The organism is Streptomyces sp. NPDC020965 (assembly GCF_044333555.1).
GTDB lineage: Bacteria > Actinomycetota > Actinomycetes > Streptomycetales > Streptomycetaceae > Streptomyces.
Genome location: NZ_JBIRRE010000002.1, coordinates 246,682 through 266,060, shown reverse-complemented (window position 1 = coordinate 266,060; position 19,379 = coordinate 246,682). Strand labels below are relative to the sequence as shown.

The 19,379-nt window shown below is 67.0% G+C and carries 27 protein-coding genes; 3 read left to right on the top strand and 24 right to left on the bottom strand.

Annotation, left to right across the window (positions count from 1 at the left end; genetic code table 11):
• Positions 1–46 precede the first annotated feature (46 nt).
• The 21 genes from rplO to rpsJ form a co-directional block, all read right to left on the bottom strand.
• Positions 47–502: a 50S ribosomal protein L15 gene (gene rplO / locus ACH4S7_RS08100; RefSeq protein ID WP_398520272.1), complete on the bottom strand. Its 456-nt coding sequence runs from the start codon at positions 500–502 to the stop codon at positions 47–49.
• 1 nt (position 503) lies between these two features.
• Positions 504–686 carry a 50S ribosomal protein L30 gene (gene rpmD / locus ACH4S7_RS08095; RefSeq protein ID WP_385309879.1) on the bottom strand — a complete coding sequence of 61 codons (183 nt, stop codon included), beginning with the start codon at positions 684–686 and terminating at the stop codon, positions 504–506.
• On the bottom strand, positions 686–1,291 hold the full coding sequence (gene rpsE, locus ACH4S7_RS08090) for a 30S ribosomal protein S5 (RefSeq protein ID WP_347727994.1): 606 nt from the start codon (positions 1,289–1,291) through the stop codon (positions 686–688). The genes rpmD and rpsE overlap by 1 nt, the downstream gene beginning before the upstream one ends.
• 46 nt (positions 1,292–1,337) lie before the next feature.
• Positions 1,338–1,721: a 50S ribosomal protein L18 gene (rplR, locus tag ACH4S7_RS08085; RefSeq protein ID WP_398520271.1), complete on the bottom strand. Its 384-nt coding sequence runs from the start codon at positions 1,719–1,721 to the stop codon at positions 1,338–1,340.
• A 3-nt stretch (positions 1,722–1,724) separates the two neighbouring features.
• A complete protein-coding gene (gene rplF / locus ACH4S7_RS08080; protein WP_398520270.1) occupies positions 1,725–2,264 on the bottom strand; it encodes a 50S ribosomal protein L6 in 540 nt (179 codons plus the stop codon).
• Positions 2,265–2,285: 21 nt separating this feature from the next.
• Positions 2,286–2,684 carry a 30S ribosomal protein S8 gene (gene rpsH / locus ACH4S7_RS08075; protein ID WP_030977958.1) on the bottom strand — a complete coding sequence of 133 codons (399 nt, stop codon included), beginning with the start codon at positions 2,682–2,684 and terminating at the stop codon, positions 2,286–2,288.
• 241 nt (positions 2,685–2,925) lie between these two features.
• Positions 2,926–3,111, bottom strand: coding sequence for a type Z 30S ribosomal protein S14 (locus ACH4S7_RS08070; RefSeq protein ID WP_003956452.1), 186 nt, complete (start codon positions 3,109–3,111; stop codon positions 2,926–2,928).
• A gap of 3 nt (positions 3,112–3,114) precedes the next feature.
• Positions 3,115–3,672 (bottom strand): 50S ribosomal protein L5, encoded by a 558-nt coding sequence (gene rplE, locus ACH4S7_RS08065; RefSeq protein ID WP_323449569.1) that lies wholly within the window; start codon positions 3,670–3,672, stop codon positions 3,115–3,117.
• Positions 3,672–3,995, bottom strand: coding sequence for a 50S ribosomal protein L24 (gene rplX / locus ACH4S7_RS08060; RefSeq protein WP_398520269.1), 324 nt, complete (start codon positions 3,993–3,995; stop codon positions 3,672–3,674). The genes rplE and rplX overlap by 1 nt, the downstream gene beginning before the upstream one ends.
• Before the next feature lie 2 nt (positions 3,996–3,997).
• The gene (rplN, locus tag ACH4S7_RS08055) at positions 3,998–4,366 is read right to left on the bottom strand and encodes a 50S ribosomal protein L14 (RefSeq protein ID WP_023539336.1); all 369 of its coding nucleotides are present in this window, start codon (positions 4,364–4,366) and stop codon (positions 3,998–4,000) included.
• A gap of 130 nt (positions 4,367–4,496) precedes the next feature.
• On the bottom strand, positions 4,497–4,781 hold the full coding sequence (rpsQ, locus tag ACH4S7_RS08050) for a 30S ribosomal protein S17 (RefSeq protein WP_398520268.1): 285 nt from the start codon (positions 4,779–4,781) through the stop codon (positions 4,497–4,499).
• The gene (rpmC, locus tag ACH4S7_RS08045) at positions 4,781–5,005 is read right to left on the bottom strand and encodes a 50S ribosomal protein L29 (RefSeq protein WP_323449566.1); all 225 of its coding nucleotides are present in this window, start codon (positions 5,003–5,005) and stop codon (positions 4,781–4,783) included. The genes rpsQ and rpmC overlap by 1 nt, the downstream gene beginning before the upstream one ends.
• Positions 5,005–5,424, bottom strand: coding sequence for a 50S ribosomal protein L16 (gene rplP / locus ACH4S7_RS08040; protein WP_072485538.1), 420 nt, complete (start codon positions 5,422–5,424; stop codon positions 5,005–5,007). The genes rpmC and rplP overlap by 1 nt, the downstream gene beginning before the upstream one ends.
• 5 nt (positions 5,425–5,429) lie before the next feature.
• Positions 5,430–6,263, bottom strand: a complete 834-nt coding sequence (gene rpsC, locus ACH4S7_RS08035; RefSeq protein WP_398520267.1) for a 30S ribosomal protein S3 — start codon at positions 6,261–6,263, stop codon at positions 5,430–5,432.
• On the bottom strand, positions 6,263–6,610 hold the full coding sequence (gene rplV / locus ACH4S7_RS08030) for a 50S ribosomal protein L22 (protein WP_398520266.1): 348 nt from the start codon (positions 6,608–6,610) through the stop codon (positions 6,263–6,265). The genes rpsC and rplV overlap by 1 nt, the downstream gene beginning before the upstream one ends.
• A 43-nt stretch (positions 6,611–6,653) precedes the next feature.
• A complete protein-coding gene (rpsS, locus tag ACH4S7_RS08025; RefSeq protein WP_030351437.1) occupies positions 6,654–6,935 on the bottom strand; it encodes a 30S ribosomal protein S19 in 282 nt (93 codons plus the stop codon).
• A 12-nt stretch (positions 6,936–6,947) separates the two neighbouring features.
• Positions 6,948–7,784 carry a 50S ribosomal protein L2 gene (gene rplB / locus ACH4S7_RS08020; protein WP_398520265.1) on the bottom strand — a complete coding sequence of 279 codons (837 nt, stop codon included), beginning with the start codon at positions 7,782–7,784 and terminating at the stop codon, positions 6,948–6,950.
• A 39-nt stretch (positions 7,785–7,823) separates the two neighbouring features.
• Complete coding sequence (gene rplW, locus ACH4S7_RS08015; RefSeq protein ID WP_398520264.1) at positions 7,824–8,162, bottom strand: 50S ribosomal protein L23; 339 nt, start codon at positions 8,160–8,162, stop codon at positions 7,824–7,826.
• Positions 8,162–8,812 (bottom strand): 50S ribosomal protein L4, encoded by a 651-nt coding sequence (gene rplD, locus ACH4S7_RS08010; RefSeq protein WP_398520263.1) that lies wholly within the window; start codon positions 8,810–8,812, stop codon positions 8,162–8,164. Before rplD ends, rplW begins: the two co-directional genes overlap by 1 nt.
• A gap of 5 nt (positions 8,813–8,817) precedes the next feature.
• Complete coding sequence (rplC, locus tag ACH4S7_RS08005; protein WP_398520262.1) at positions 8,818–9,462, bottom strand: 50S ribosomal protein L3; 645 nt, start codon at positions 9,460–9,462, stop codon at positions 8,818–8,820.
• Between the two features lie 14 nt (positions 9,463–9,476).
• The gene (rpsJ, locus tag ACH4S7_RS08000; RefSeq protein WP_003948644.1) at positions 9,477–9,785 is read right to left on the bottom strand and encodes a 30S ribosomal protein S10; all 309 of its coding nucleotides are present in this window, start codon (positions 9,783–9,785) and stop codon (positions 9,477–9,479) included.
• 1,273 nt (positions 9,786–11,058) lie between these two features.
• On the opposite strand from rpsJ, the gene ACH4S7_RS07995 reads away from it, so the two are divergent.
• From ACH4S7_RS07995 to ACH4S7_RS07985, 3 genes are all read left to right on the top strand, one after another.
• Complete coding sequence (locus ACH4S7_RS07995) at positions 11,059–11,589, top strand: carbonic anhydrase (RefSeq protein ID WP_398520261.1); 531 nt, start codon at positions 11,059–11,061, stop codon at positions 11,587–11,589.
• A gap of 327 nt (positions 11,590–11,916) precedes the next feature.
• Positions 11,917–12,924, top strand: a complete 1,008-nt coding sequence (locus ACH4S7_RS07990) for a nuclear transport factor 2 family protein (protein ID WP_398520260.1) — start codon at positions 11,917–11,919, stop codon at positions 12,922–12,924.
• Between the two features lie 298 nt (positions 12,925–13,222).
• The gene (locus tag ACH4S7_RS07985; protein ID WP_398520701.1) at positions 13,223–15,253 is read left to right on the top strand and encodes a PIG-L family deacetylase; all 2,031 of its coding nucleotides are present in this window, start codon (positions 13,223–13,225) and stop codon (positions 15,251–15,253) included.
• A 142-nt stretch (positions 15,254–15,395) separates the two neighbouring features.
• Here ACH4S7_RS07985 and tuf read toward each other — a convergent pair whose 3' ends face one another.
• The 3 genes from tuf to rpsG form a co-directional block, all read right to left on the bottom strand.
• Complete coding sequence (gene tuf, locus ACH4S7_RS07980) at positions 15,396–16,589, bottom strand: elongation factor Tu (RefSeq protein ID WP_398520259.1); 1,194 nt, start codon at positions 16,587–16,589, stop codon at positions 15,396–15,398.
• 153 nt (positions 16,590–16,742) lie between these two features.
• Positions 16,743–18,869, bottom strand: coding sequence for an elongation factor G (fusA, locus tag ACH4S7_RS07975; RefSeq protein ID WP_398520258.1), 2,127 nt, complete (start codon positions 18,867–18,869; stop codon positions 16,743–16,745).
• Positions 18,870–18,907: 38 nt separating this feature from the next.
• On the bottom strand, positions 18,908–19,378 hold the full coding sequence (gene rpsG / locus ACH4S7_RS07970; protein ID WP_398520257.1) for a 30S ribosomal protein S7: 471 nt from the start codon (positions 19,376–19,378) through the stop codon (positions 18,908–18,910).
• Position 19,379: the final 1 nt, after the last annotated feature.

Genomic DNA, 19,379 nt, shown 5'->3' with positions numbered 1-19,379 from the left:
GGGCATCCCCGGTCGGATGTTTCAGCTTTCAGCCACTGAACGAGTCTCAGACCAGTTCGGTGACGGTACCGCCAGCGGCGGTGATCTTCTCCTTGGCAGAGCCGGAGACGGAGTCCACCGTCACCTGCAGCGCCACGGAGATCTCGCCCTGGCCCAGGACCTTGACGAGCTCGTTCTTGCGAACCGCACCCTTGGCGACCAGATCGGCCACCGTGACTTCGCCACCCTCGGGGTAGAGCGAAGCGAGCCTGTCCAGGTTGACCACCTGGTACTCGGTACGGAAGGGGTTCTTGAAGCCCTTGAGCTTCGGGAGACGCATGTGGAGGGGCATCTGCCCGCCCTCGAAGCGCTCCGGAACCTGGTAACGGGCCTTGGTGCCCTTGGTTCCACGACCAGCGGTCTTACCCTTGGACGCCTCGCCACGACCCACACGGGTCTTGGCGGTCTTGGCGCCCGGGGCAGGACGGAGGTTGTGGACCCTCAGCGGGTTGTTCTCCGCCATGTCAGTCGACCTCCTCAACCGTCACGAGGTGGCGGACGGTGTGCACCATGCCGCGGAACTCGGGACGATCATCCTTGACGACTACGTCGTTGAGCCGCTTGAGGCCCAGCGAACGCAGCGTGTCACGGTGGTTCTGCTTGCTACCGATGTACGACTTCGTCTGCGTGATCTTGAGGCGGGCCATTACGCACCCGCTCCCGCACGTGCCCGCAGCAGAGCCGCGGGGGCGACGTCCTCAAGGGGCAGACCACGGCGAGCCGCGATCTCCTCGGGACGCTGCAGGCCCTTGAGGGCCGCCACGGTCGCGTGCACGATGTTGATCGCGTTGTCGGAGCCGAGCGACTTCGACAGGATGTCGTGAACGCCGGCGCACTCCAGAACGGCGCGCACCGGGCCACCGGCGATAACGCCGGTACCGGGGGAAGCAGGCTTCAGCAGGACGACGCCCGCAGCCTTCTCACCCTGGATGGGGTGCGGGATGGTGCCCTGGATACGGGGAACCTTGAAGAATGCCTTCTTGGCCTCCTCAACACCCTTGGCGATGGCGGCCGGCACCTCCTTGGCCTTGCCGTAACCGACACCGACGGTGCCGTCACCATCGCCCACCACGACCAGCGCGGTGAAGCTGAAGCGACGACCACCCTTCACGACCTTGGCAACACGGTTGATCGCGACGACGCGCTCGACGTACGCGGTCTTCTCGGCAGCAGCTGCGCCGCCGTCACGGCCCTTCCGGTCCCGCCGCTCGCCGCCACCGGCACCGCTTCCGCGGCGCTGGGGTCCAGCCATTGGAATTACCTCTCTCTGTTACGTCCGCTAGCTCCGGAACCGGGGCCTAGAACTTCAGCCCGGCCTCACGGGCGGCGTCAGCCAGAGCGGCAATCCGCCCGGCGTACTGGTTGCCACCACGGTCGAAAACGACAGCCTCGACGCCAGCGGCCTTGGCGCGCTCAGCGACCAGGGCGCCGACCTGCTGGGCGTGGGCGCTCTTGTCGCCCTCGCCACCGCGGATCGAAGTGTCCAGGGTCGACGCCGAAGCGAGCGTGCGGCCCGCGATGTCGTCGATGACCTGCGCCACGATGTGGCGGTTGGAACGCGTCACGACCAGGCGCGGACGCTCCGGCGTGCCGGAGACCCGCTTGCGGACGCGAATGTGACGGCGCTTGATGGCGGCGCGCTTGTACGCGTCACCCTTGGCGATCTTCACTCCGAATGCCATGGCTTACTTACCCGCCTTTCCGACCTTGCGGCGGATGACCTCGCCCGCGTACTTGACGCCCTTGGCCTTGTACGGGTCGGGCTTCCGCAGCTTGCGGATGTTAGCGGCGACTTCGCCGACCTTCTGCTTGTCGATGCCCTCGACCGAGAACTTGGTCGGCGACTCGACCTTGAAGGAGATGCCCTCGGGCGCCTCCACCAGGATCGAGTGGCTGTAACCGAGCTGGAACTCCAGGTTGGAGCCCTTCGCGGCGACGCGGTAACCGACACCGCTGATTTCGAGCGCCTTCGTGTACCCCTGGGTCACGCCGGTGATCATGTTCGCCACCAGCGTGCGGGACAGGCCGTGGAGGGCCTTGTTCTGACGCTCGTCGTTGGGACGGGCGACGTTGAGCACGCCGTCCTCGCCCTTGGCGATCTCGATCGGCGCGGCAACGGTGTGGGAAAGGGTGCCCTTGGGACCCTTAACCGCGACCGTGCGGCCATCGATGGTGACGTCCACACCAGCGGGAACCTGAATGGGGAGCTTGCCGATACGCGACATTGGCTATTCCTCCGTTCCCGACTACCAGACGTAGGCGAGGACTTCCCCACCCACGCCCTTCTTCTGTGCCTGCTGGCCGGTCAGGAGGCCGTGCGACGTGGAGATGATCGCCACGCCGAGGCCACCGAGAACCTTGGGCAGGTTGGTGGACTTCGCGTATACACGGAGACCCGGCTTCGAGATCCGCTTGATGCCCGCAATGGAGCGCTCACGGTTCGGGCCGAACTTGAGCTCCAGGACGAGGTTCTTGCCGACCTCGGCGTCCTCGACCTTCCAGCCCGTGATGAAGCCCTCCTGCTGGAGGATCTCCGCGATGTGCGACTTGATCTTGCTGTGCGGCATCACGACGTCGTCGTGGTACGCCGAGTTCGCGTTACGCAGACGCGTCAGCATGTCTGCGATGGGATCAGTCATGGTCATGAATTGGCCTTCGGCCTCTCTCGCCGGGGTTTCCTGTATGCGCCATCCCTCTCCCCACACAGGGGCGGGACGGGTGCGGCGCGGGGACCTACGGCGTAGTAAGTCGTACGGGCGACGGGCGCCCAACCCTCCAAGCCTACGCCATGGAGGGGTGGGCTCCCGCCAACCCTCTGCTTACCGAGAGACTCCGGGAATCCTTGGTCCTGCACGGGCCACCCGGGGGCGGCCTGCGGGAAAAGGACTACCAGGAGCTCTTGGTCACGCCCGGCAGCTCGCCACGGTGAGCCATCTCACGAAGGCACACGCGGCACAGGCCGAACTTGCGGTACACGGAGTGGGGACGACCGCAACGCTGGCAGCGCGTGTACGCGCGCACGCCGAACTTGGGCTTGCGGGCGGCCTTGGCAATGAGAGCCTTCTTCGCCACGGCTCACGCCTCCTTGAACGGGAAGCCGAGGTGACGAAGGAGCGCGCGGCCCTCAGCGTCGTTGGTCGCCGTGGTAACCACGGTGATGTCCATACCCCGGACGCGGTCGATCTTGTCCTGGTCGATCTCGTGGAACATGACCTGCTCCGTGAGACCGAAGGTGTAGTTGCCACGCCCGTCGAACTGCTTGGGGGACAGACCACGGAAGTCGCGGATGCGCGGAAGCGCGAGCGACAGGGTGCGGTCCAGGAACTCCCACATGCGGTCGCCACGGAGTGTGACGTGGGCACCGATCGGCTGACCCTCACGCAGCTTGAACTGCGCGATGGACTTGCGGGCCTTGGTGACGGCCGGCTTCTGACCGGTGATCGTGGTGAGGTCCTTGATGGCACCGTCGATCAGCTTGGAGTCGCGGGCGGCGTCGCCCACACCCATGTTGACCACGATCTTGACGAGGCCGGGAACCTGCATGACGTTCTCGTAAGAGAACTCCTCAAGCAGCTTGCCCTTGATCTCCTCGCGGTACTTCGTCTTGAGACGCGGAGTGGTGGTGGTAGCCATCAGATGTCCTCACCCGTCCGCTTGGCAACGCGGATCTTGTTGCCCTCGTCGTCGAAGCGGTAACCGACGCGAGTCACGACCTTGTTGCCATCCTTCTCCACGACGAGCTGAACGTTGCTCACGTGAATCGGGGCCTCGGTGGTGACAATGCCACCGGTCTGCGACCCACGAGCGGTCTGACCGGCCTTGGTGTGCTTCTTGACCCGGTTGACACCCTCGACCAGGACACGGTCCTCACGGGGGAAGGACGCGATGACCTTGCCCTGCTTGCCCTTGTCCTTGCCGGTGATGACCTGTACCAGATCACCCTTCTTGATCTTCATGCTTACAGCACCTCCGGCGCGAGCGAGATGATCTTCATGAACTTCTTCTCGCGCAGCTCACGGCCCACCGGGCCGAAGATACGGGTGCCACGAGGGTCGCCGTCGTTCTTCAGAATGACGGCGGCGTTCTCGTCGAAGCGGATGTACGAGCCGTCCTGGCGGCGGCGCTCCTTGACGGTGCGAACGATGACCGCCTTGATGACGTCACCCTTCTTCACGTTGCCGCCGGGGATCGCGTCCTTGACGGTGGCGACGATGACGTCGCCGATGCCCGCGTAGCGGCGACCGGAGCCACCGAGAACACGGATGCAAAGGATTTCCTTGGCACCAGTGTTGTCGGCGACACGAAGCCGCGACTCCTGCTGGATCACGTCTATCTCCTGTGTGTCTGCCGGTTCCCGGTGGGGACCACGTGTGTGGTCCCCACCGAGCCTGGCGGAACTGACTTGAAGGGTTACCCCTACAAGCTGTGTCTAGTGGGACTCCCTGACGGGAATCGCCTTACTTGGCCTTCTCAAGGATTTCGACGATGCGCCAGCGCTTCGTCGCGGACAGCGGCCGGGTCTCCATCAGGAGGACACGGTCGCCGACGCCCGCGGCGTTCTGCTCATCGTGCGCCTTGAGCTTGTTCGTACGGCGGATGACCTTGCCGTACAGCGCGTGCTTCACGCGGTCCTCGACAGCGACGACGACGGTCTTGTCCATCTTGTCGCTGACGACGAGACCCTCACGGGTCTTGCGGAAACCGCGCGCGTCGTTGCTCTCGGTCACGTTGTTCTCGCTCATCAGGCGCTCTCCACCGTCTCGATGCCCAGCTCGCGCTCACGCATCAGGGTGTAGATCCGCGCGATGTCCTTACGGACGGCCTTGAGCCGGCCGTGGTTCTCAAGCTGTCCGGTCGCCGCCTGGAAGCGGAGGTTGAACAGCTCTTCCTTGGCCTCGCGGAGCTTGTCGACAAGCTCCTCGCTGCCCAGCTCGCGCAGCTCGGACGCCTTGGTTCCGGCCGACATCACGCCTCACCTGCCTCGCGCCGAACGATGCGGCACTTCATCGGAAGCTTGTGAGCAGCGCGGGTGAGCGCCTCACGAGCAATCTTCTCGTTCGGGTAGGACAACTCGAACATAACCCGACCGGGCTTGACGTTCGCGATCCACCACTCGGGGGAACCCTTACCGGAACCCATGCGGGTCTCGGCAGGCTTCTTGGTGAGCGGACGGTCCGGGTAAATGTTGATCCAGACCTTGCCGCCACGCTTGATGTGGCGGGTCATCGCGATACGGGCCGCCTCGATCTGGCGGTTGGTCACGTATGCCGGCGTGAGGGCCTGAATGCCGTACTCGCCGAACGCAACCTGAGTACCACCCTTGGACATACCGCTGCGCTTGGGGTGGTGCTGCTTGCGGTGCTTGACCCTACGGGGGATCAGCATGTCGGTCAGGCCTCCGTTCCGGTGCTCTCAGCCGGAGCAGCGGCAGCGGCGTCGGCCTTGGGGGCCTCGGCAGCGGCGTTCTGCTGCGGCTTGCGACCGCGACCGCCACGCTCGCCGCCACCGCGGCCACCACGGCCGGCCGGACGGTCGGCGCCGCCACGGGCCGGGCGGTTGCCGGCACGGGCAGCGGCGTTCTCGGCGCGGACCTCGGCGATGTTCTTGACATCGCCCTTGTAGATCCAGACCTTCACGCCGATGCGGCCGAAGGTCGTCTTGGCCTCGAAGAAGCCGTACTCGACGTTCGCACGGAGCGTGTGCAGCGGCACACGACCCTCGCGGTAGAACTCCGAGCGGGACATCTCGGCGCCGCCGAGACGGCCACCACACTGGATCTTGATGCCCTTGGCGCCGGCCTTCATCGCCGACTGCATGCTCTTACGCATGGCGCGACGGAAGGAGACGCGGGAGGACAGCTGCTCGGCAACGGCCTGCGCCACCAGCTGAGCGTCAACCTCGGGGTTCTTGACCTCGAGGATGTTCAGCTGGACCTGCTTGCCCGTGAGCTTCTCGAGGTCGCCGCGGATGCGGTCGGCCTCGGCGCCACGGCGGCCGATGACGATGCCCGGACGCGCGGTGTGGATGTCCACCCGCACACGGTCACGGGTGCGCTCGATCTCAACCTTCGAGATGCCGGCGCGCTCCATGCCGGACGTCATCATCCGACGGATGGCGACGTCTTCCTTGACGTAGTCCTTGTACAGCTTGTCGGCGTACCAACGGGACTTGAAGTCCGTGGTGATGCCGAGCCGGAACCCATGCGGGTTAACCTTCTGGCCCATTACCGGGTTCCTTCCTTGCTGCTGAGGACCACGGTGATGTGGCTGGTCCGCTTACGGATCCGGTAGGCCCGGCCCTGGGCGCGCGGCCGGAACCGCTTCAGGGTCGGACCCTCGTCCACGTACGCCTCGCTGATGAACAGCGAATTGGCGTCACTGTGGTCATAGTTGTGCGCGGCGTTGGCAATGGCGCTGTCCAGCACCTTGCCGACCGGCACGCTCGCGGCCTGCGGGGCGAAACGCAGGACCGCCTGAGCCTCCGTGGCATCCATGCCACGGATGAGGTCCACCACGCGGCGGGCCTTCATGGGCGTGACGCGGATGTACCGCGCCTGGGCCCTGGCTTCCATGGTTGTCCCTTCGGTGTAAGTCATAGTCGTTACCACCCCGCTGCTAGCGGCGCTTCGACTTCCGGTCGTCCTTGACATGGCCGCGGAAGGTGCGAGTCGGCGAGAACTCGCCGAGCTTGTGGCCGACCATCGACTCGGTGACGAACACCGGGACGTGGATCTTGCCGTTGTGCACCGCGATCGTGTGGCCCAGCATGGCCGGGACGATCATCGAGCGACGGGACCAGGTCTTGATGACGTTCTTGGTGCCTGCTTCGTTCTGTACGTCCACCTTCTTGATCAGGTGGTCGTCGACGAAGGGCCCCTTCTTGAGACTGCGCGGCATCTAAACCCGCTCCTAGCGCTTCTTGTTCGTCTTGCGGCGGCGGACGATGTACTTGCTGCTCGCCTTCTTGGGAGAACGAGTACGACCCTCCTTCTGACCCCACGGGCTGACCGGGTGGCGACCACCGGAGGTCTTGCCCTCACCACCACCGTGCGGGTGGTCGACCGGGTTCATCGCGACACCGCGGACGGTCGGGCGAACGCCCTTCCAGCGCAGGCGGCCGGCCTTGCCCCAGTTGATGTTCGACTGCTCGGCGTTGCCGACCTCGCCGATGGTGGCGCGGCAGCGGACGTCGACCAGCCGGATCTCACCGGACGGCATACGAAGGTGGGCCATCGTGCCCTCCTTCGCCAGCAGCTGCACGGAGGCACCCGCGGAGCGGGCGAACTTCGCGCCGCCGCCGGGCCGCAGCTCGATGGCGTGGATGGTCGTACCGACCGGGATGTTGCGCAGCGCCAGGTTGTTACCGGGCTTGATGTCGGCGGCCGGACCGTTCTCGACACGGTCGCCCTGCGACAGGTTGCGCGGGGCGATGATGTAGCGCTTCTCGCCGTCGGCGTAGTGCAGCAGCGCGATACGCGCGGTGCGGTTCGGGTCGTACTCGATGTGAGCGACCTTGGCCGGCACGCCGTCCTTGTCGTGACGACGGAAGTCGATCACGCGGTAGGCGCGCTTGTGGCCACCGCCCTGGTGACGGACGGTCACACGACCGGTGTTGTTACGGCCACCCTTGCTGTGCAGAGGGCGGACCAGCGACTTCTCCGGCGTGGACCGCGTGATCTCGACAAAGTCGGCGACGCTGGAGCCACGACGGCCCGGGGTCGTCGGCTTGTACTTGCGGATACCCATTTCTCAGTCCTCGTCCGATTCCGGACGACTCGACCGCCGTTAGGCGGTCGGGCCGCCGAAGATGTCGATACGGTTGCCCTCGGCAAGGGTCACGATGGCGCGCTTGGTGTTGGCGCGCTTGCCGAAACCGGTGCGGGTGCGCTTGCGCTTGCCCTGCCGGTTGATCGTGTTGACCCCGGTGACCTTGACCGAGAAGACCGCCTCGACGGCCTGCCTGATCTGGGTCTTGTTGGCACGCGGGTCGACGATGAACGTGTACTTGTTCTCGTCCAGCAGCGCGTAGCTCTTCTCGGATACGACCGGCTTGACGAGGATGTCACGCGGGTCCGAGTAGGTCTTGCTGGTAACGGTGGCCGTGACGGTCTCAGTCTCGGACATCAGGCGTCGCTCCCTTCGGTCTCAGCGGCCTTGGGGCCAGACACGAAGGACTCGAAGGCGGCCTGAGTGAAGACCACATCCTCGGAACGGATCACGTCGTACGTGTTCAGCTGGCCCGGCTCCAGGATGTGCACCTGGGGCAGGTTGCGGGCGGACAGCCACGCGGCCTCGTCGGCGCGGTCGACGATCAGGAGCGTGTTCTTGCGCTCCGAGATCTTGCCGATCAGCGTCTTGGCGGCCTTGGTGGAGATGCCACCCTCGACCACGCCGGTGACGACGTGGATGCGGGAGTTGCGGGCCCGGTCGGTGAGGGCACCGCGCAGGGCGGCGGCCTTCATCTTCTTGGGCGTCCGCTGCGAGTAGTCACGCGGCTGCGGGCCGTGGACAACGCCACCGCCGGCGAACTGCGGGGCGCGGGTCGAACCCTGACGGGCGCGGCCGGTGCCCTTCTGGCGGTACGGCTTCTTGCCACCACCACGGACCTCGCCACGCGTCTTGGTCTTGTGCGTGCCCTGACGGGCAGCGGCCAGCTGCGCGACGACGACCTGGTGGATCAGCGGGATGCTGACCTTGGCGTCGAAGATCTCGGCCGGGAGCTCTACGGTCCCGGTCTTGTCGCCTGCGGGCGACAGAATGTCAATGGTGCTCATAGTCCTCAGGCCCCCTTGGCCGCAGTGCGGACCAGGACCAGGCCACCGTTGGGACCGGGAACCGCGCCCTTGATGAGCAGCAGGCCCTTCTCCGCGTCAACGGCGTGGATGGTCAGGTTCTGGGTGGTGACCCGCTCATTGCCCATACGGCCCGCCATGCGCATGCCCTTGAACACACGGCCCGGGGTGGCACAGCCACCGATGGAGCCGGGGGAGCGGTGCTTGCGCTGGGTGCCGTGACCGGCGCCGAGGCCCTTGAAGTTGTGACGCTTCATGACACCGGCGAAGCCCTTGCCCTTGCTCTTGCCCGTGACGTCAACCTTGACGCCGGACTCGAACACCTCGGCAGTGATCTCCTGGCCGAGCGTGTACTCGCTGGCGTCGGAGGTACGGAGCTCCACCAGGTGGCGGCGCGGGGTCACGTCGGCCTTGGCGAAGTGACCCTTGAGGGGCTTGTTCACCTTGCGAGGGTCGATCTCGCCGAAGGCGATCTGGACCGACTCGTAGCCGTCGATGTCGTTCTTACGGACCTGGGTGACAACACAGGGCCCGGCCTTGACCACGGTGACCGGGACGACACGGTTGTTCTCGTCCCAGACCTGGGTCATGCCGAGCTTCTCGCCCAGGACGCCCTTGATCTGCTTTGCCATCTCTTCCGCGCCTCTCAGAGCTTGATCTCGATGTCAACGCCGGCCGGAAGGTCCAGGCGCATCAGCGAGTCAACGGTCTTGGGCGTCGGGTCGAGAATGTCGATCAGGCGCTTGTGCGTGCGCATCTCGAAGTGCTCGCGCGAGTCCTTGTACTTGTGCGGCGACTTGATGACGCAGTACACGTTCTTCTCAGTGGGCAGCGGCACCGGGCCCGCGACCGACGCACCAGTGCGAGTCACCGTCTCGACGATCTTCTTCGCCGAAGAGTCGATGACCTCGTGGTCGTAGGCCTTGAGCCGGATGCGGATCTTCTGTCCCGCCATGGCTACCTAGTAGTCCTGTCTCTAGTGAAAACGCTCTGGTACCCGGATGGGCAACTTCGATCTCCTCCGACCCACGCGGTCGGGCGTGTCGCACTCCCTCTACGCAGATATCCCGAAGGATTTCCCAACCAAGGGGGTGCGGGCCTGAGCCGCGCGTCGGGGGTAGAACACCCACCGAGTGCCTGGCTGGTACCCCACTGACACTTCCCGGAAGATTCCCGTACGTCCGACCCGCGTGGGGTCGACGAGTACTGTGGGACTCGCTTCCGGTCCTCCCGGCGGGAGGCGCGCAGCATTGGCACTCAACCGAGCAACCCGGTTAGTCTGCCATACCGGGGCACGTACTGGCCAATCGAGCCGTAGAGAGTACCCCAGGTCACGTAGGCCGAAGCGGATGACCACGGCCGGCGGCGGATCCACCACACCGCCCCCGCCCCTCCCCCGGCCGGACCCCACACCCGAACGCGTCGATACGGCGGCGGGCACGCGCCCGCCGCTGTATCGACGCGGGTCGCGGCGGGGCGCGCGGCGACCGTTGTGGGGTGACTTCAAGCCCCACCCCTCGCACGCCGTGAAATCACATCAGGCCCTTTGATGGCAGGAAACACCTGGTCGGACCGGTCGGTATGGGTGCGCGAATACCTGCCGAACCGACATTCCAGAAATCAATCAGATACTTTTCGGCCGCGCAAATGACCTTGGGGTCCGCCTGCCGCCACCATTCGGCTTCTTGTCATATGACAAGGGTGGATCAGTACCGTCGAACACCCCGCGCCGGAACTTCGAACGCCATCCCCCACCGGCACCCAACTGCGACGACCGATCATTCGATCTTCACGGACGGAAAGCCGGGGCAGTCGAGGCCCCGCGGCCGGGCGGCGGGCGGGGGGACACCCGTGGGGCGGATGATGCCGAACGGACAGACGATTCACCAAAACCATTTAATCAACTTATAAGTCACAAATCGCTTTGGCGTGATTATTCGCTTACCCGCTTGAATGCATCGGGCCTACAGTCCCGAATTATGAAAAGGGAAGCCAGCAAAGAGTCAACGGGATCCAAAGCAATCGCAAATTCGGAGACGGGGTCGAGTAGGCGCACCCTTATCCGGACCGCCGCCGTGGGCGGATTGGTCGCCGGTGCGGGAATGACCATCGGAGCCGTACCGGCCGCAGCCCTCACACCCCCGGGGGTCCGGCGCCCACCAGGCACCCCACCGCCGGCTACCCCGGCCGCGGCGGAATTCGAACTGTTCCGTACCAATGCCCGGTGGATGCTCAACGCACAGGAGCACAACCGCGAGGACGCGGGGACCCGGACGAGCCTGGCGACCAGCCAGGCCCCCTGGGCGATGATCGTGAGCTGTATCGACTCACGCGTACCGCCTGAGCTGATATTCGACCAGGGCCTCGGCGATCTGGCCGTCGCCCGGACCGCCGGACAGGTCCTGGACAGCGCGGTGTGGGGCAGCATTCTTTATGCCGTGGAGCACCTGCATGTGAAGCTCGTGGTCGTGCTGGGGCACCAGAATTGCGGCGCGGCCTCGGCGGCCATCTCGCTCCGTGACAACCCGGCGTATCCGTTGTCGGCCCGTATCAAGACGCTCGTCAACAAGATCGTCCCGGTCGTCCCGCCGCCCAGTACCCCGAACCGGTTGAACGCGACGATAGACGCGAACATCCGCCACATACGGGACGAGATCCTGGTGGAGCCGGGGATCTCCTCGCGGGTGACCGCGGGCACGCTGGGCGTGATCGGCGCCCGGTACGAGCTGGACACCTGGGTCGCCACCAAGGTCATCTAGGGAGGGTCGCGAAAGTAGTGCCGTACCCCCGCCCGTCCCGTCGAGCCGCACGCGCGACGGGCGGGGGCCCCGGGCGGACCGGCCTCCCGCCCAGGACCCGTACGGTCATCACCCCCGCACCGGACGCCGAACGTCGGCGTCCGGTGCGGGGGCACGGCCGGGTCCAGGCGGGGACGGCTCGCGGCTCGGGCGGCATTACCTCCGACGTCATCGCCATCGGCGGCGGCGTTGGAAAGACTCCGGATCGGGGCGCACCAACAGCCCCAACTACCCCAGCGGTCCCGTGGGTTCGTACGGGACCGTGTCCGACGACACCGGAGTATCCCCATGCCGTTCAGCCGTTCCCTGGTCGTCCTCGCGACCGCCGCCGTCCTGCTGCCCATCGGATCGGGCCAGGCCGCGGCCACCACCACCCCGCCCGACTGCCCGCCACGGGCCGGGGCTCCGGCACCCGTGCGGGAGGCGCTGCCGCCGTCGGCCGCCGCGTTCATGGCGGCGTACCGGGCGTGGGGAGCCGCGCCGACCGTCTGCGCGTACATGGACCTGTTCACACCGGACGGCACCCTGATGGACACCGGTCTCGCCGCCCCGATCGGCCATGAGGCCATCCGGAAGCAGATCGAACGCGTCCTCACCGTGGTCCCCGACTACCGCTTCGACCCGTTCTCGGCGACCGCGTCGCCGGACGGCCGTGTCGTCTTCGTCAAGGCCCGCAACACCGGCACGGTCACGGTGGACGGCCGCGCCACGAAGGTCGACTACCTCACCACCCACCGGCTGGTGCTGCGGGGCGATCGGGTCGAGCGCGGTCACCGCTTCTGGGACCAGACCGAGCTGTTCCGCCCCCTCGACCCCGGACTGCGCGATCTGTTCGCGGGGATCGGCGGCACCGCCACGGCAGCGGAGGAGCCGGCGAGCGGAACCGCCTCGCGGCCGGGCGACGGCATCCGGGAGCGGCAGCGGGCCTGGAACGACCGGGACACGGACGCGCTGGTCGCGACCGTGGGCGAGCGGGTCCGGCTCACCGGTCCAGGGCTGACCGCCCCGCTCAAGGGCCGGACCGCGGCCCGCGCCTACCTCGACCGGTTCTTCGGCGAACTGCACGGCGCCGAGCTGGCGCCCGGCCACACCGTGCGGCGCGGCCCCACCACCTACCGGGAGTGGTCCGGCACGGCCGTGGTCGGCCCCGAGCGGCGGCGCGTGACCTACGGGATCGTCGAACGCCTCACCCGCGACCGCTCCGGCGTCACCGACTGGGACCTGTCCTTCGACACCCTGGACCTGGTCGCCACCGAACAGCAGATCAGCACCCTGCGCGCCCGGCTCTTCGGCTGACGGCGCCCTGGGCTCTCCTTCCGGAGAGATCGGGGCTCACCGCCCGCCCACAGGCAACCCTCGGCGCGGATTATCCGTCTAGATGAGCGCGAACGGGACTGACCACCCCGTTCGCGCTCATCACTCAGCACCGCGCCCGGCCGGCGAACATCCGCCCGCCCCGCTGCGGGGGGAAGCGGACGGAGCACCCACCCACGTGAACGACGGACTCGGCCCTGCCCGGATACCGGCCGGCCCCGGCGCGGCCGGGCACACCCACACTCCGCTCGGCGGACGCCGCCGCCCCCGCCGCCGCTCCATGCTGGCCGCGATATCCGCCCTCGGCGCGACCATCGGCGCCGCGGTCATCGGCGGCTGCTCGCTCCCCGAGCCGACCCGGTCCGTACCGGCCGCCGACCCGGCGCCGGGGATGCCCATCACCGGTTCGCGCCGGGCCCAGCTGATGCAGATACTCGCCCACCCCGACGACGACCTGTACTTCATGAACCCGGACACCCGGCGGATGCTGGACTCCGGAACCCCCCTGGTCTGTGTCTATGTCTCCGCGGGCGAGCACAACGGCAAGAACCACATACCGGGCCGCCCCGGCACCCACGCCGACCGCCCCGGATACTCCTCCGCCCGGCACCAGGGCCTCCGGCAGGCGTACGCGACCCTCATCGGGCTGGACAAGTTCACCCCCTGGAGCCGGGGTGTCGCCTCGCTCCGGGGAGACCGCCTCGCCGAGATCAACACCCTCACCAATGGTCACCGCAGGGTTGAGCTGATCTTCCTCAATCTGCCGATGCACACCCACCGCCGCTGGATGGCGCTGCCCGCCCTGTGGCAGGACCGCCACCTCGACGTGCGGACCGTCATCGCCACGGATTCACCGCTGCGGCAGAGCGTGTCGTACGACTACGAGGGACTCATCGACGTCGTCGCCGGGCTCCTGGAGCAGTACCGGCCCACCGTCGTCCAGACCCTGGACCCGGACCCCGACATCCAGCACAGCGACGAGGCCACCCGCAAGAAGGACTCCGAACAGCCCGGCTACTCGGACCACGCCGACCACACCGCCGTCGCCTGCTTCAGTTGGGCCGCGATGATCCGCTGGGTCGCCGACGCGACCAGGGACGGCGGCGCGGTGCCCGCCTTCGTCGCCACTGCGTTCCGGGGCTACTACAACCGGCACTGGCCGAAGAACCTGCCCCCCGCGACCGTACGGGAGAAGGCCGGCCATCTCGTCCCGTACGGTGGCGACCCCGCCTGGCAGTGCGGCAACGACTCCGGCTGCGGCGACTACAGCGTCGGCGGCGTCCGGCCGCTCACCAACAAGAAGGGGTGGGTGCGCGCCACCCACCACCGCTATCCGGGTCCCCGACCCGCCGTGACCACCGGCCCCGACGGACGGCTGGTGGCGTACGGGGTGCTCGGGATGCGCGCGGTCCGCTGGCGGGAGCGCCCGGCCGGCGGCTGGAGCCCGCCGGACGACCTGGGCGGCGGGCCGCTCGCGCCCGTACTGGGCTCGGCCACCCTGGGGGACGGCCGGCAGTTGCTGTTCGGGCTGCGGTTCGCCGCCCTCGGGGGCCGCCGGGCCGGCAATCGCCGGGAGATCGTGCTGCTGGAGCAGCGTGCCCCCGGCGCCGGGTTCCTGGCCTGGCACGGCCTCGGCAACCCGGAGCACGACGACGACCGGGGTCGGCGTATCGGTGTGCCGGTCGCGGTGACCGCCCCCGACGGCCGGGTGCACCTCTTCGTACGGAACGCGGCGAAACGGCTCAGCACCCGGATCCGGTCCACGGACGGCACCTGGGACGACTGGCGGGACCTCGGCGGCGGGGACATCCAGGACGGTCTGTCGGCGATCGTGGACGGCCGCGGCCGGGTCCATGTCTTCGCGGCGGGCCGGGAGACCGCGCACCACTGGTCGCAGACCGCCCCCGGCGGTGGGGACCTCGTCTTCCGCCGGGAGGACCGGAGCCCGGTGCCCGGTGGACCGATCGCGGCGGTCGCGACGCCGGACGGCGGGGTACGGATCCACTACCGGGCGCCGGCGTCCGACGCGATCGTCTCCGTACGGCCGGACGGCACCGCCCCGGAGCGAACCGAGCTGGCGGGGTACGGGCCGCTCTCCGCCGCCGCCCTGAAGAACGGGTCCCTGTTGCTCGGGCGGGACCCGCGGGGCCGGTTCCGCCTGCGAACGCCGGGCCGGCTGGCGGTCCGCACCGAGGGGGCCGAGTCGCTGGACTCCCCCACACCGCTGCTGGACGGGCGGGGCGTGACCGTGGTCGGGATGGGCGTGGACGCGCACCCGTGGCTCTGGCGGCCGGGCGCCCGTACGGTCTGAGGCCCCCCCGCCGGGGGGCGCCCGGACGGTCTGAGGACCGTACCGCCCCAATTGCTCGGAGACAGCGAAGAGGCCCCGCACCGATCGGTGCGGGGCCTCTCCCATGGTGCTCGTCAGGAGCTACCAGGTCGAACCGTCAGAGTTACTTGACGATCTTGGTGACCTGGCCGGCGCCCACGGTCCGGCCACCCTCACGGATGGCGAACTTCAGGCCCTCTTCCATGGCGACGGGCTGGATGAGGTTCACCGTCATGACGGTGTTGTCACCCGGCATGACCATCTCGGTGCCCTCGGGGAGGGTCACCACGCCGGTCACGTCCGTGGTACGGAAGTAGAACTGCGGGCGGTAGTTGTTGAAGAACGGGGTGTGACGGCCACCCTCGTCCTTCGACAGGATGTACGCCTGGGCCTCGAACTCGGTGTGCGGCGTGACCGAACCGGGCTTGATGATGACCTGGCCGCGCTCGACGTCCTCGCGCTTGATGCCACGGAGGAGCAGACCGACGTTCTCACCGGCCTGGCCCTCGTCGAGCAGCTTGCGGAACATCTCGATGCCGGTGACCGTGGTGGTGGTCTTCTCGGTCTTGATACCGACGATGTCGACGGTCTCGTTGACCTTGAGGACACCACGCTCGATACGGCCGGTGACGACGGTGCCACGACCGGTGATCGTGAAAACGTCCTCGATCGGCATCAGGAACGGCTTGTCGACGTCACGCTCGGGCTGCGGGATGGACTCATCCACGGCCTTCATGAGGTTCAGGACAGACTTGCCCCACTCCTCATCGCCCTCAAGAGCCTTGAGCGCCGAGACCTTGACGACCGGCAGGTCGTCGCCCGGGAACTCGTACTCGGAGAGGAGCTCACGAACCTCGAGCTCGACGAGCTCCAGGATCTCCTCGTCGTCCACCATGTCGGCCTTGTTCAGGGCGACGACGATGTACGGAACGCCGACCTGGCGGGCCAGGAGCACGTGCTCCTTGGTCTGCGGCATCGGGCCGTCGGTGGCCGCGACCACGAGGATGGCGCCGTCCATCTGCGCCGCACCCGTGATCATGTTCTTGATGTAGTCAGCGTGACCAGGGCAGTCGACGTGCGCGTAGTGACGCGACTCCGTCTGGTACTCGACGTGCGCGATCGAGATGGTGATACCGCGCTGGCGCTCCTCGGGAGCCTTGTCGATCTGGTCGAAGGCCGAGGCCTCGTTGATGTCCGGGTACGCGTCGTGCAGCACCTTGGTAATGGCGGCCGTAAGGGTCGTCTTACCGTGGTCAATGTGACCGATGGTGCCGATGTTGACGTGCGGCTTAGTCCGCTCGAACTTCGCCTTCGCCACTGGGGTCCTCCTGGGAGTGGTTCTGGTACGCCTTACTCATCGGCGCCAGGTGATCTTTGCTGGGATGCCGGTGCCCCGGGGCATTCCATCCGTATACGAGTGGAATGCCCCAGCGGGCTCCGGTGACAAGCCTAAAGCGTGTACTCGGGTGAGTTACTCGCCCTTGGCCTTCGCGATGATCTCCTCGGCGACGTTCCGGGGAACCTCGGCGTAGGAGTCGAACTGCATCGAGTAGCTTGCGCGACCCGAGGTCTTGCTGCGGAGGTCTCCGACGTAGCCGAACATCTCCGAGAGCGGCACCAGGCCCTTGACGACCCGGGCACCGGCCCGCTCCTCCATGGCCTGGATCTGGCCACGGCGGGAGTTGATGTCACCGATGACATCGCCCATGTAGTCCTCGGGCGTGGTGACCTCGACGGCCATCATCGGCTCAAGAAGCACGGGGCTCGCCTTGCGAGCGGCCTCCTTGAACGCCTGCGAACCGGCGATCTTGAAGGCGAGCTCGGAGGAGTCGACCTCGTGGTAGCCACCGTCGAGGAGCGTCAGACGGACGCCCGTCATCTCGTAGCCGGCCAGGATGCCGAACTGCATGGCCTCCTGCGCGCCCGCGTCCACCGAGGGGATGTACTCCTTGGGGATGCGGCCACCGGTGACCTTGTTCACGAACTCGTAGGCCGTGTCGCCGCCCTCGATGGGCTCGATCGCGATCTGCACCTTCGCGAACTGACCGGTACCACCGGTCTGCTTCTTGTGGGTGTAGTCCACGCGGTCGACGGCCTTGCGGATCGTCTCACGGTACGCGACCTGCGGCTTGCCGACATTGGCCTCGACGCGGAACTCACGGCGCATCCGGTCGACCAGCACCTCAAGGTGAAGCTCGCCCATACCACCGATGATGGTCTGGCCGGTCTCCTCGTTGGTGTGCACCTGGAAGGAGGGGTCCTCCTCCGCGAGACGCTGGATGGCTACACCCAGCTTCTCCTGGTCACCCTTGGACTTGGGCTCGATCGCGACCTGAATGACCGGCGCCGGGAAGTCCATGGACTCCAGGATCACCGGGTTCTTCTCGTCGCTCAGCGTCTCACCGGTGGTGGTCTGCTTGAGGCCCATGACGGCGACGATGTCACCGGCGCCCACCGACGCGATCTCCTCACGCTTGTTCGCGTGCATACGGTAGATCTTGCCGATGCGCTCCTTGCGTCCCTTCACGGAGTTCAGCACCGCGGTGCCGGCGTCCAGACGACCGGAGTAGATCCGGATGAAGGTCAGCTTGCCCAGGTGCGGGTCGCTCGCGATCTTGAACGCGAGCGCCGACAGCGGCTCGTCGTCCGAGGGGCGACGCGTGACCACGACCTCCGGGTCCTTGACGTCGTGGCCCTCGATGGCCTCGACGTCCAGGGGGGAGGGGAGGTAACGCACGACCGCGTCGAGCAGGGGCTGGACGCCCTTGTTCTTGAACGCGGTACCGCAGAACACGGGGGTGATCGTCACGCCGTCGGACTTGCCGGAGGCGATGGTGATACGACGGATCGCGGCGTAGAGCTGCTCCTCGGTGGGCTCCTGGCCCTCCAGGTACAGCTCCATCAGCTCTTCGTCGTTCTCGGCGACGGTCTCCAGCAGCTTGCCGCGGTACTCCTCGGCAGCCTCGGTGTGCGTGGCCGGGATGTCGACGACGTCGTACATCTCACCCTTGGTCGCCTCGGCGGACCAGACGAACGCCTTCATGGTGACGAGGTCAACGACACCCTTGAAGTCCATCTCGGCGCCGATGGGGAGCTGCATCACGATCGGCACCGCGCCCAGGCGGTCGCTGATCATGTCGACACAGCGGTGGAACTCGGCACCGGTGCGGTCGAGCTTGTTGACGAAGCAGATACGCGGCACGCCGTAGCGGTCCGCCTGACGCCAGACAGTCTCGGACTGGGGCTCGACGCCCGCGACACCGTCGAACACGGTGACAGCGCCGTCGAGGACGCGGAGCGAACGCTCCACCTCGACGGTGAAGTCGACGTGACCCGGGGTGTCGATGATGTTGATCGTGTGGTCAACATCTTCGAGCGGCCAGTGGCAGGTCGTCGCGGCAGACGTGATCGTGATGCCGCGCTCCTGCTCCTGCTCCATCCAGTCCATCGTGGCAGCGCCGTCGTGGACCTCACCGATCTTGTAGCTCACACCGGTGTAGAACAGGATGCGCTCGGTGGTCGTCGTCTTGCCCGCGTCGATGTGGGCCATGATCCCGATATTGCGGACCTTGGCCAGGTCAAGCGAAGTGGTGGCCATATGGCTCAGTCTTCTCTCGGTCTCGATGTGGGTAGCGACTACCAGCGGTAGTGCGCGAAGGCCTTGTTGGACTCGGCCATCTTGTGGGTGTCCTCACGCTTCTTGACCGAAGCGCCGAGGCCGTTCGAGGCGTCGAGCAGTTCGTTCATGAGGCGCTCGGTCATGGTCTTCTCGCGGCGGGCGCGGGAGTAACCCACGACCCAGCGGAGCGCGAGGGTGCCCGCACGACCGGGCTTGACCTCGATCGGCACCTGGTAGGTGGCGCCACCAACACGGCGAGACTTGACCTCAAGCGAGGGCTTGACGTTCTCAAGCGCGCGCTTCAGGGTGATGACGGGGTCGGCACCGGTCTTCTCGCGAAGACCTTCCATGGCGCCGTAGACGATCCGCTCAGCGGTGGAACGCTTGCCGTTGAGCAGCAGCTTGTTGATGAGCGACGTCACCAGAGGAGAACCATAGACCGGGTCGATGATGACCGGGCGCTTCGGGGCGGGGCCCTTACGAGGCATT

Excerpts from the sequence above, each read along its gene's own strand:
- rplO (WP_398520272.1), bottom strand. The coding sequence starts at position 502 with ATGGCGGAGAACAACCCGCTGAGGGTCCACAACCTCCGTCCTGCCCCG.
- rpmD (WP_385309879.1), bottom strand. The coding sequence starts at position 686 with ATGGCCCGCCTCAAGATCACGCAGACGAAGTCGTACATCGGTAGCAAG.
- rpsE (WP_347727994.1), bottom strand. The coding sequence starts at position 1,291 with ATGGCTGGACCCCAGCGCCGCGGAAGCGGTGCCGGTGGCGGCGAGCGG.
- rplR (WP_398520271.1), bottom strand. The coding sequence starts at position 1,721 with ATGGCATTCGGAGTGAAGATCGCCAAGGGTGACGCGTACAAGCGCGCC.
- rplF (WP_398520270.1), bottom strand. The coding sequence starts at position 2,264 with ATGTCGCGTATCGGCAAGCTCCCCATTCAGGTTCCCGCTGGTGTGGAC.
- rpsH (WP_030977958.1), bottom strand. The coding sequence starts at position 2,684 with ATGACCATGACTGATCCCATCGCAGACATGCTGACGCGTCTGCGTAAC.
- rplE (WP_323449569.1), bottom strand. The coding sequence starts at position 3,672 with ATGGCTACCACCACCACTCCGCGTCTCAAGACGAAGTACCGCGAGGAG.
- rplX (WP_398520269.1), bottom strand. The coding sequence starts at position 3,995 with ATGAAGATCAAGAAGGGTGATCTGGTACAGGTCATCACCGGCAAGGAC.
- rpsQ (WP_398520268.1), bottom strand. The coding sequence starts at position 4,781 with ATGAGCGAGAACAACGTGACCGAGAGCAACGACGCGCGCGGTTTCCGC.
- rpmC (WP_323449566.1), bottom strand. The coding sequence starts at position 5,005 with ATGTCGGCCGGAACCAAGGCGTCCGAGCTGCGCGAGCTGGGCAGCGAG.
- rplP (WP_072485538.1), bottom strand. The coding sequence starts at position 5,424 with ATGCTGATCCCCCGTAGGGTCAAGCACCGCAAGCAGCACCACCCCAAG.
- rpsC (WP_398520267.1), bottom strand. The coding sequence starts at position 6,263 with ATGGGCCAGAAGGTTAACCCGCATGGGTTCCGGCTCGGCATCACCACG.
- rplV (WP_398520266.1), bottom strand. The coding sequence starts at position 6,610 with ATGGAAGCCAGGGCCCAGGCGCGGTACATCCGCGTCACGCCCATGAAG.
- rpsS (WP_030351437.1), bottom strand. The coding sequence starts at position 6,935 with ATGCCGCGCAGTCTCAAGAAGGGGCCCTTCGTCGACGACCACCTGATC.
- rplB (WP_398520265.1), bottom strand. The coding sequence starts at position 7,784 with ATGGGTATCCGCAAGTACAAGCCGACGACCCCGGGCCGTCGTGGCTCC.
- rplW (WP_398520264.1), bottom strand. The coding sequence starts at position 8,162 with ATGTCCGAGACTGAGACCGTCACGGCCACCGTTACCAGCAAGACCTAC.
- rplD (WP_398520263.1), bottom strand. The coding sequence starts at position 8,812 with ATGAGCACCATTGACATTCTGTCGCCCGCAGGCGACAAGACCGGGACC.
- rplC (WP_398520262.1), bottom strand. The coding sequence starts at position 9,462 with ATGGCAAAGCAGATCAAGGGCGTCCTGGGCGAGAAGCTCGGCATGACC.
- rpsJ (WP_003948644.1), bottom strand. The coding sequence starts at position 9,785 with ATGGCGGGACAGAAGATCCGCATCCGGCTCAAGGCCTACGACCACGAG.
- ACH4S7_RS07995 (WP_398520261.1), top strand. The coding sequence starts at position 11,059 with ATGCTCAACGCACAGGAGCACAACCGCGAGGACGCGGGGACCCGGACG.
- ACH4S7_RS07990 (WP_398520260.1), top strand. The coding sequence starts at position 11,917 with ATGCCGTTCAGCCGTTCCCTGGTCGTCCTCGCGACCGCCGCCGTCCTG.
- ACH4S7_RS07985 (WP_398520701.1), top strand. The coding sequence starts at position 13,223 with ATGCTGGCCGCGATATCCGCCCTCGGCGCGACCATCGGCGCCGCGGTC.
- fusA (WP_398520258.1), bottom strand. The coding sequence starts at position 18,869 with ATGGCCACCACTTCGCTTGACCTGGCCAAGGTCCGCAATATCGGGATC.
- rpsG (WP_398520257.1), bottom strand. The coding sequence starts at position 19,378 with ATGCCTCGTAAGGGCCCCGCCCCGAAGCGCCCGGTCATCATCGACCCG.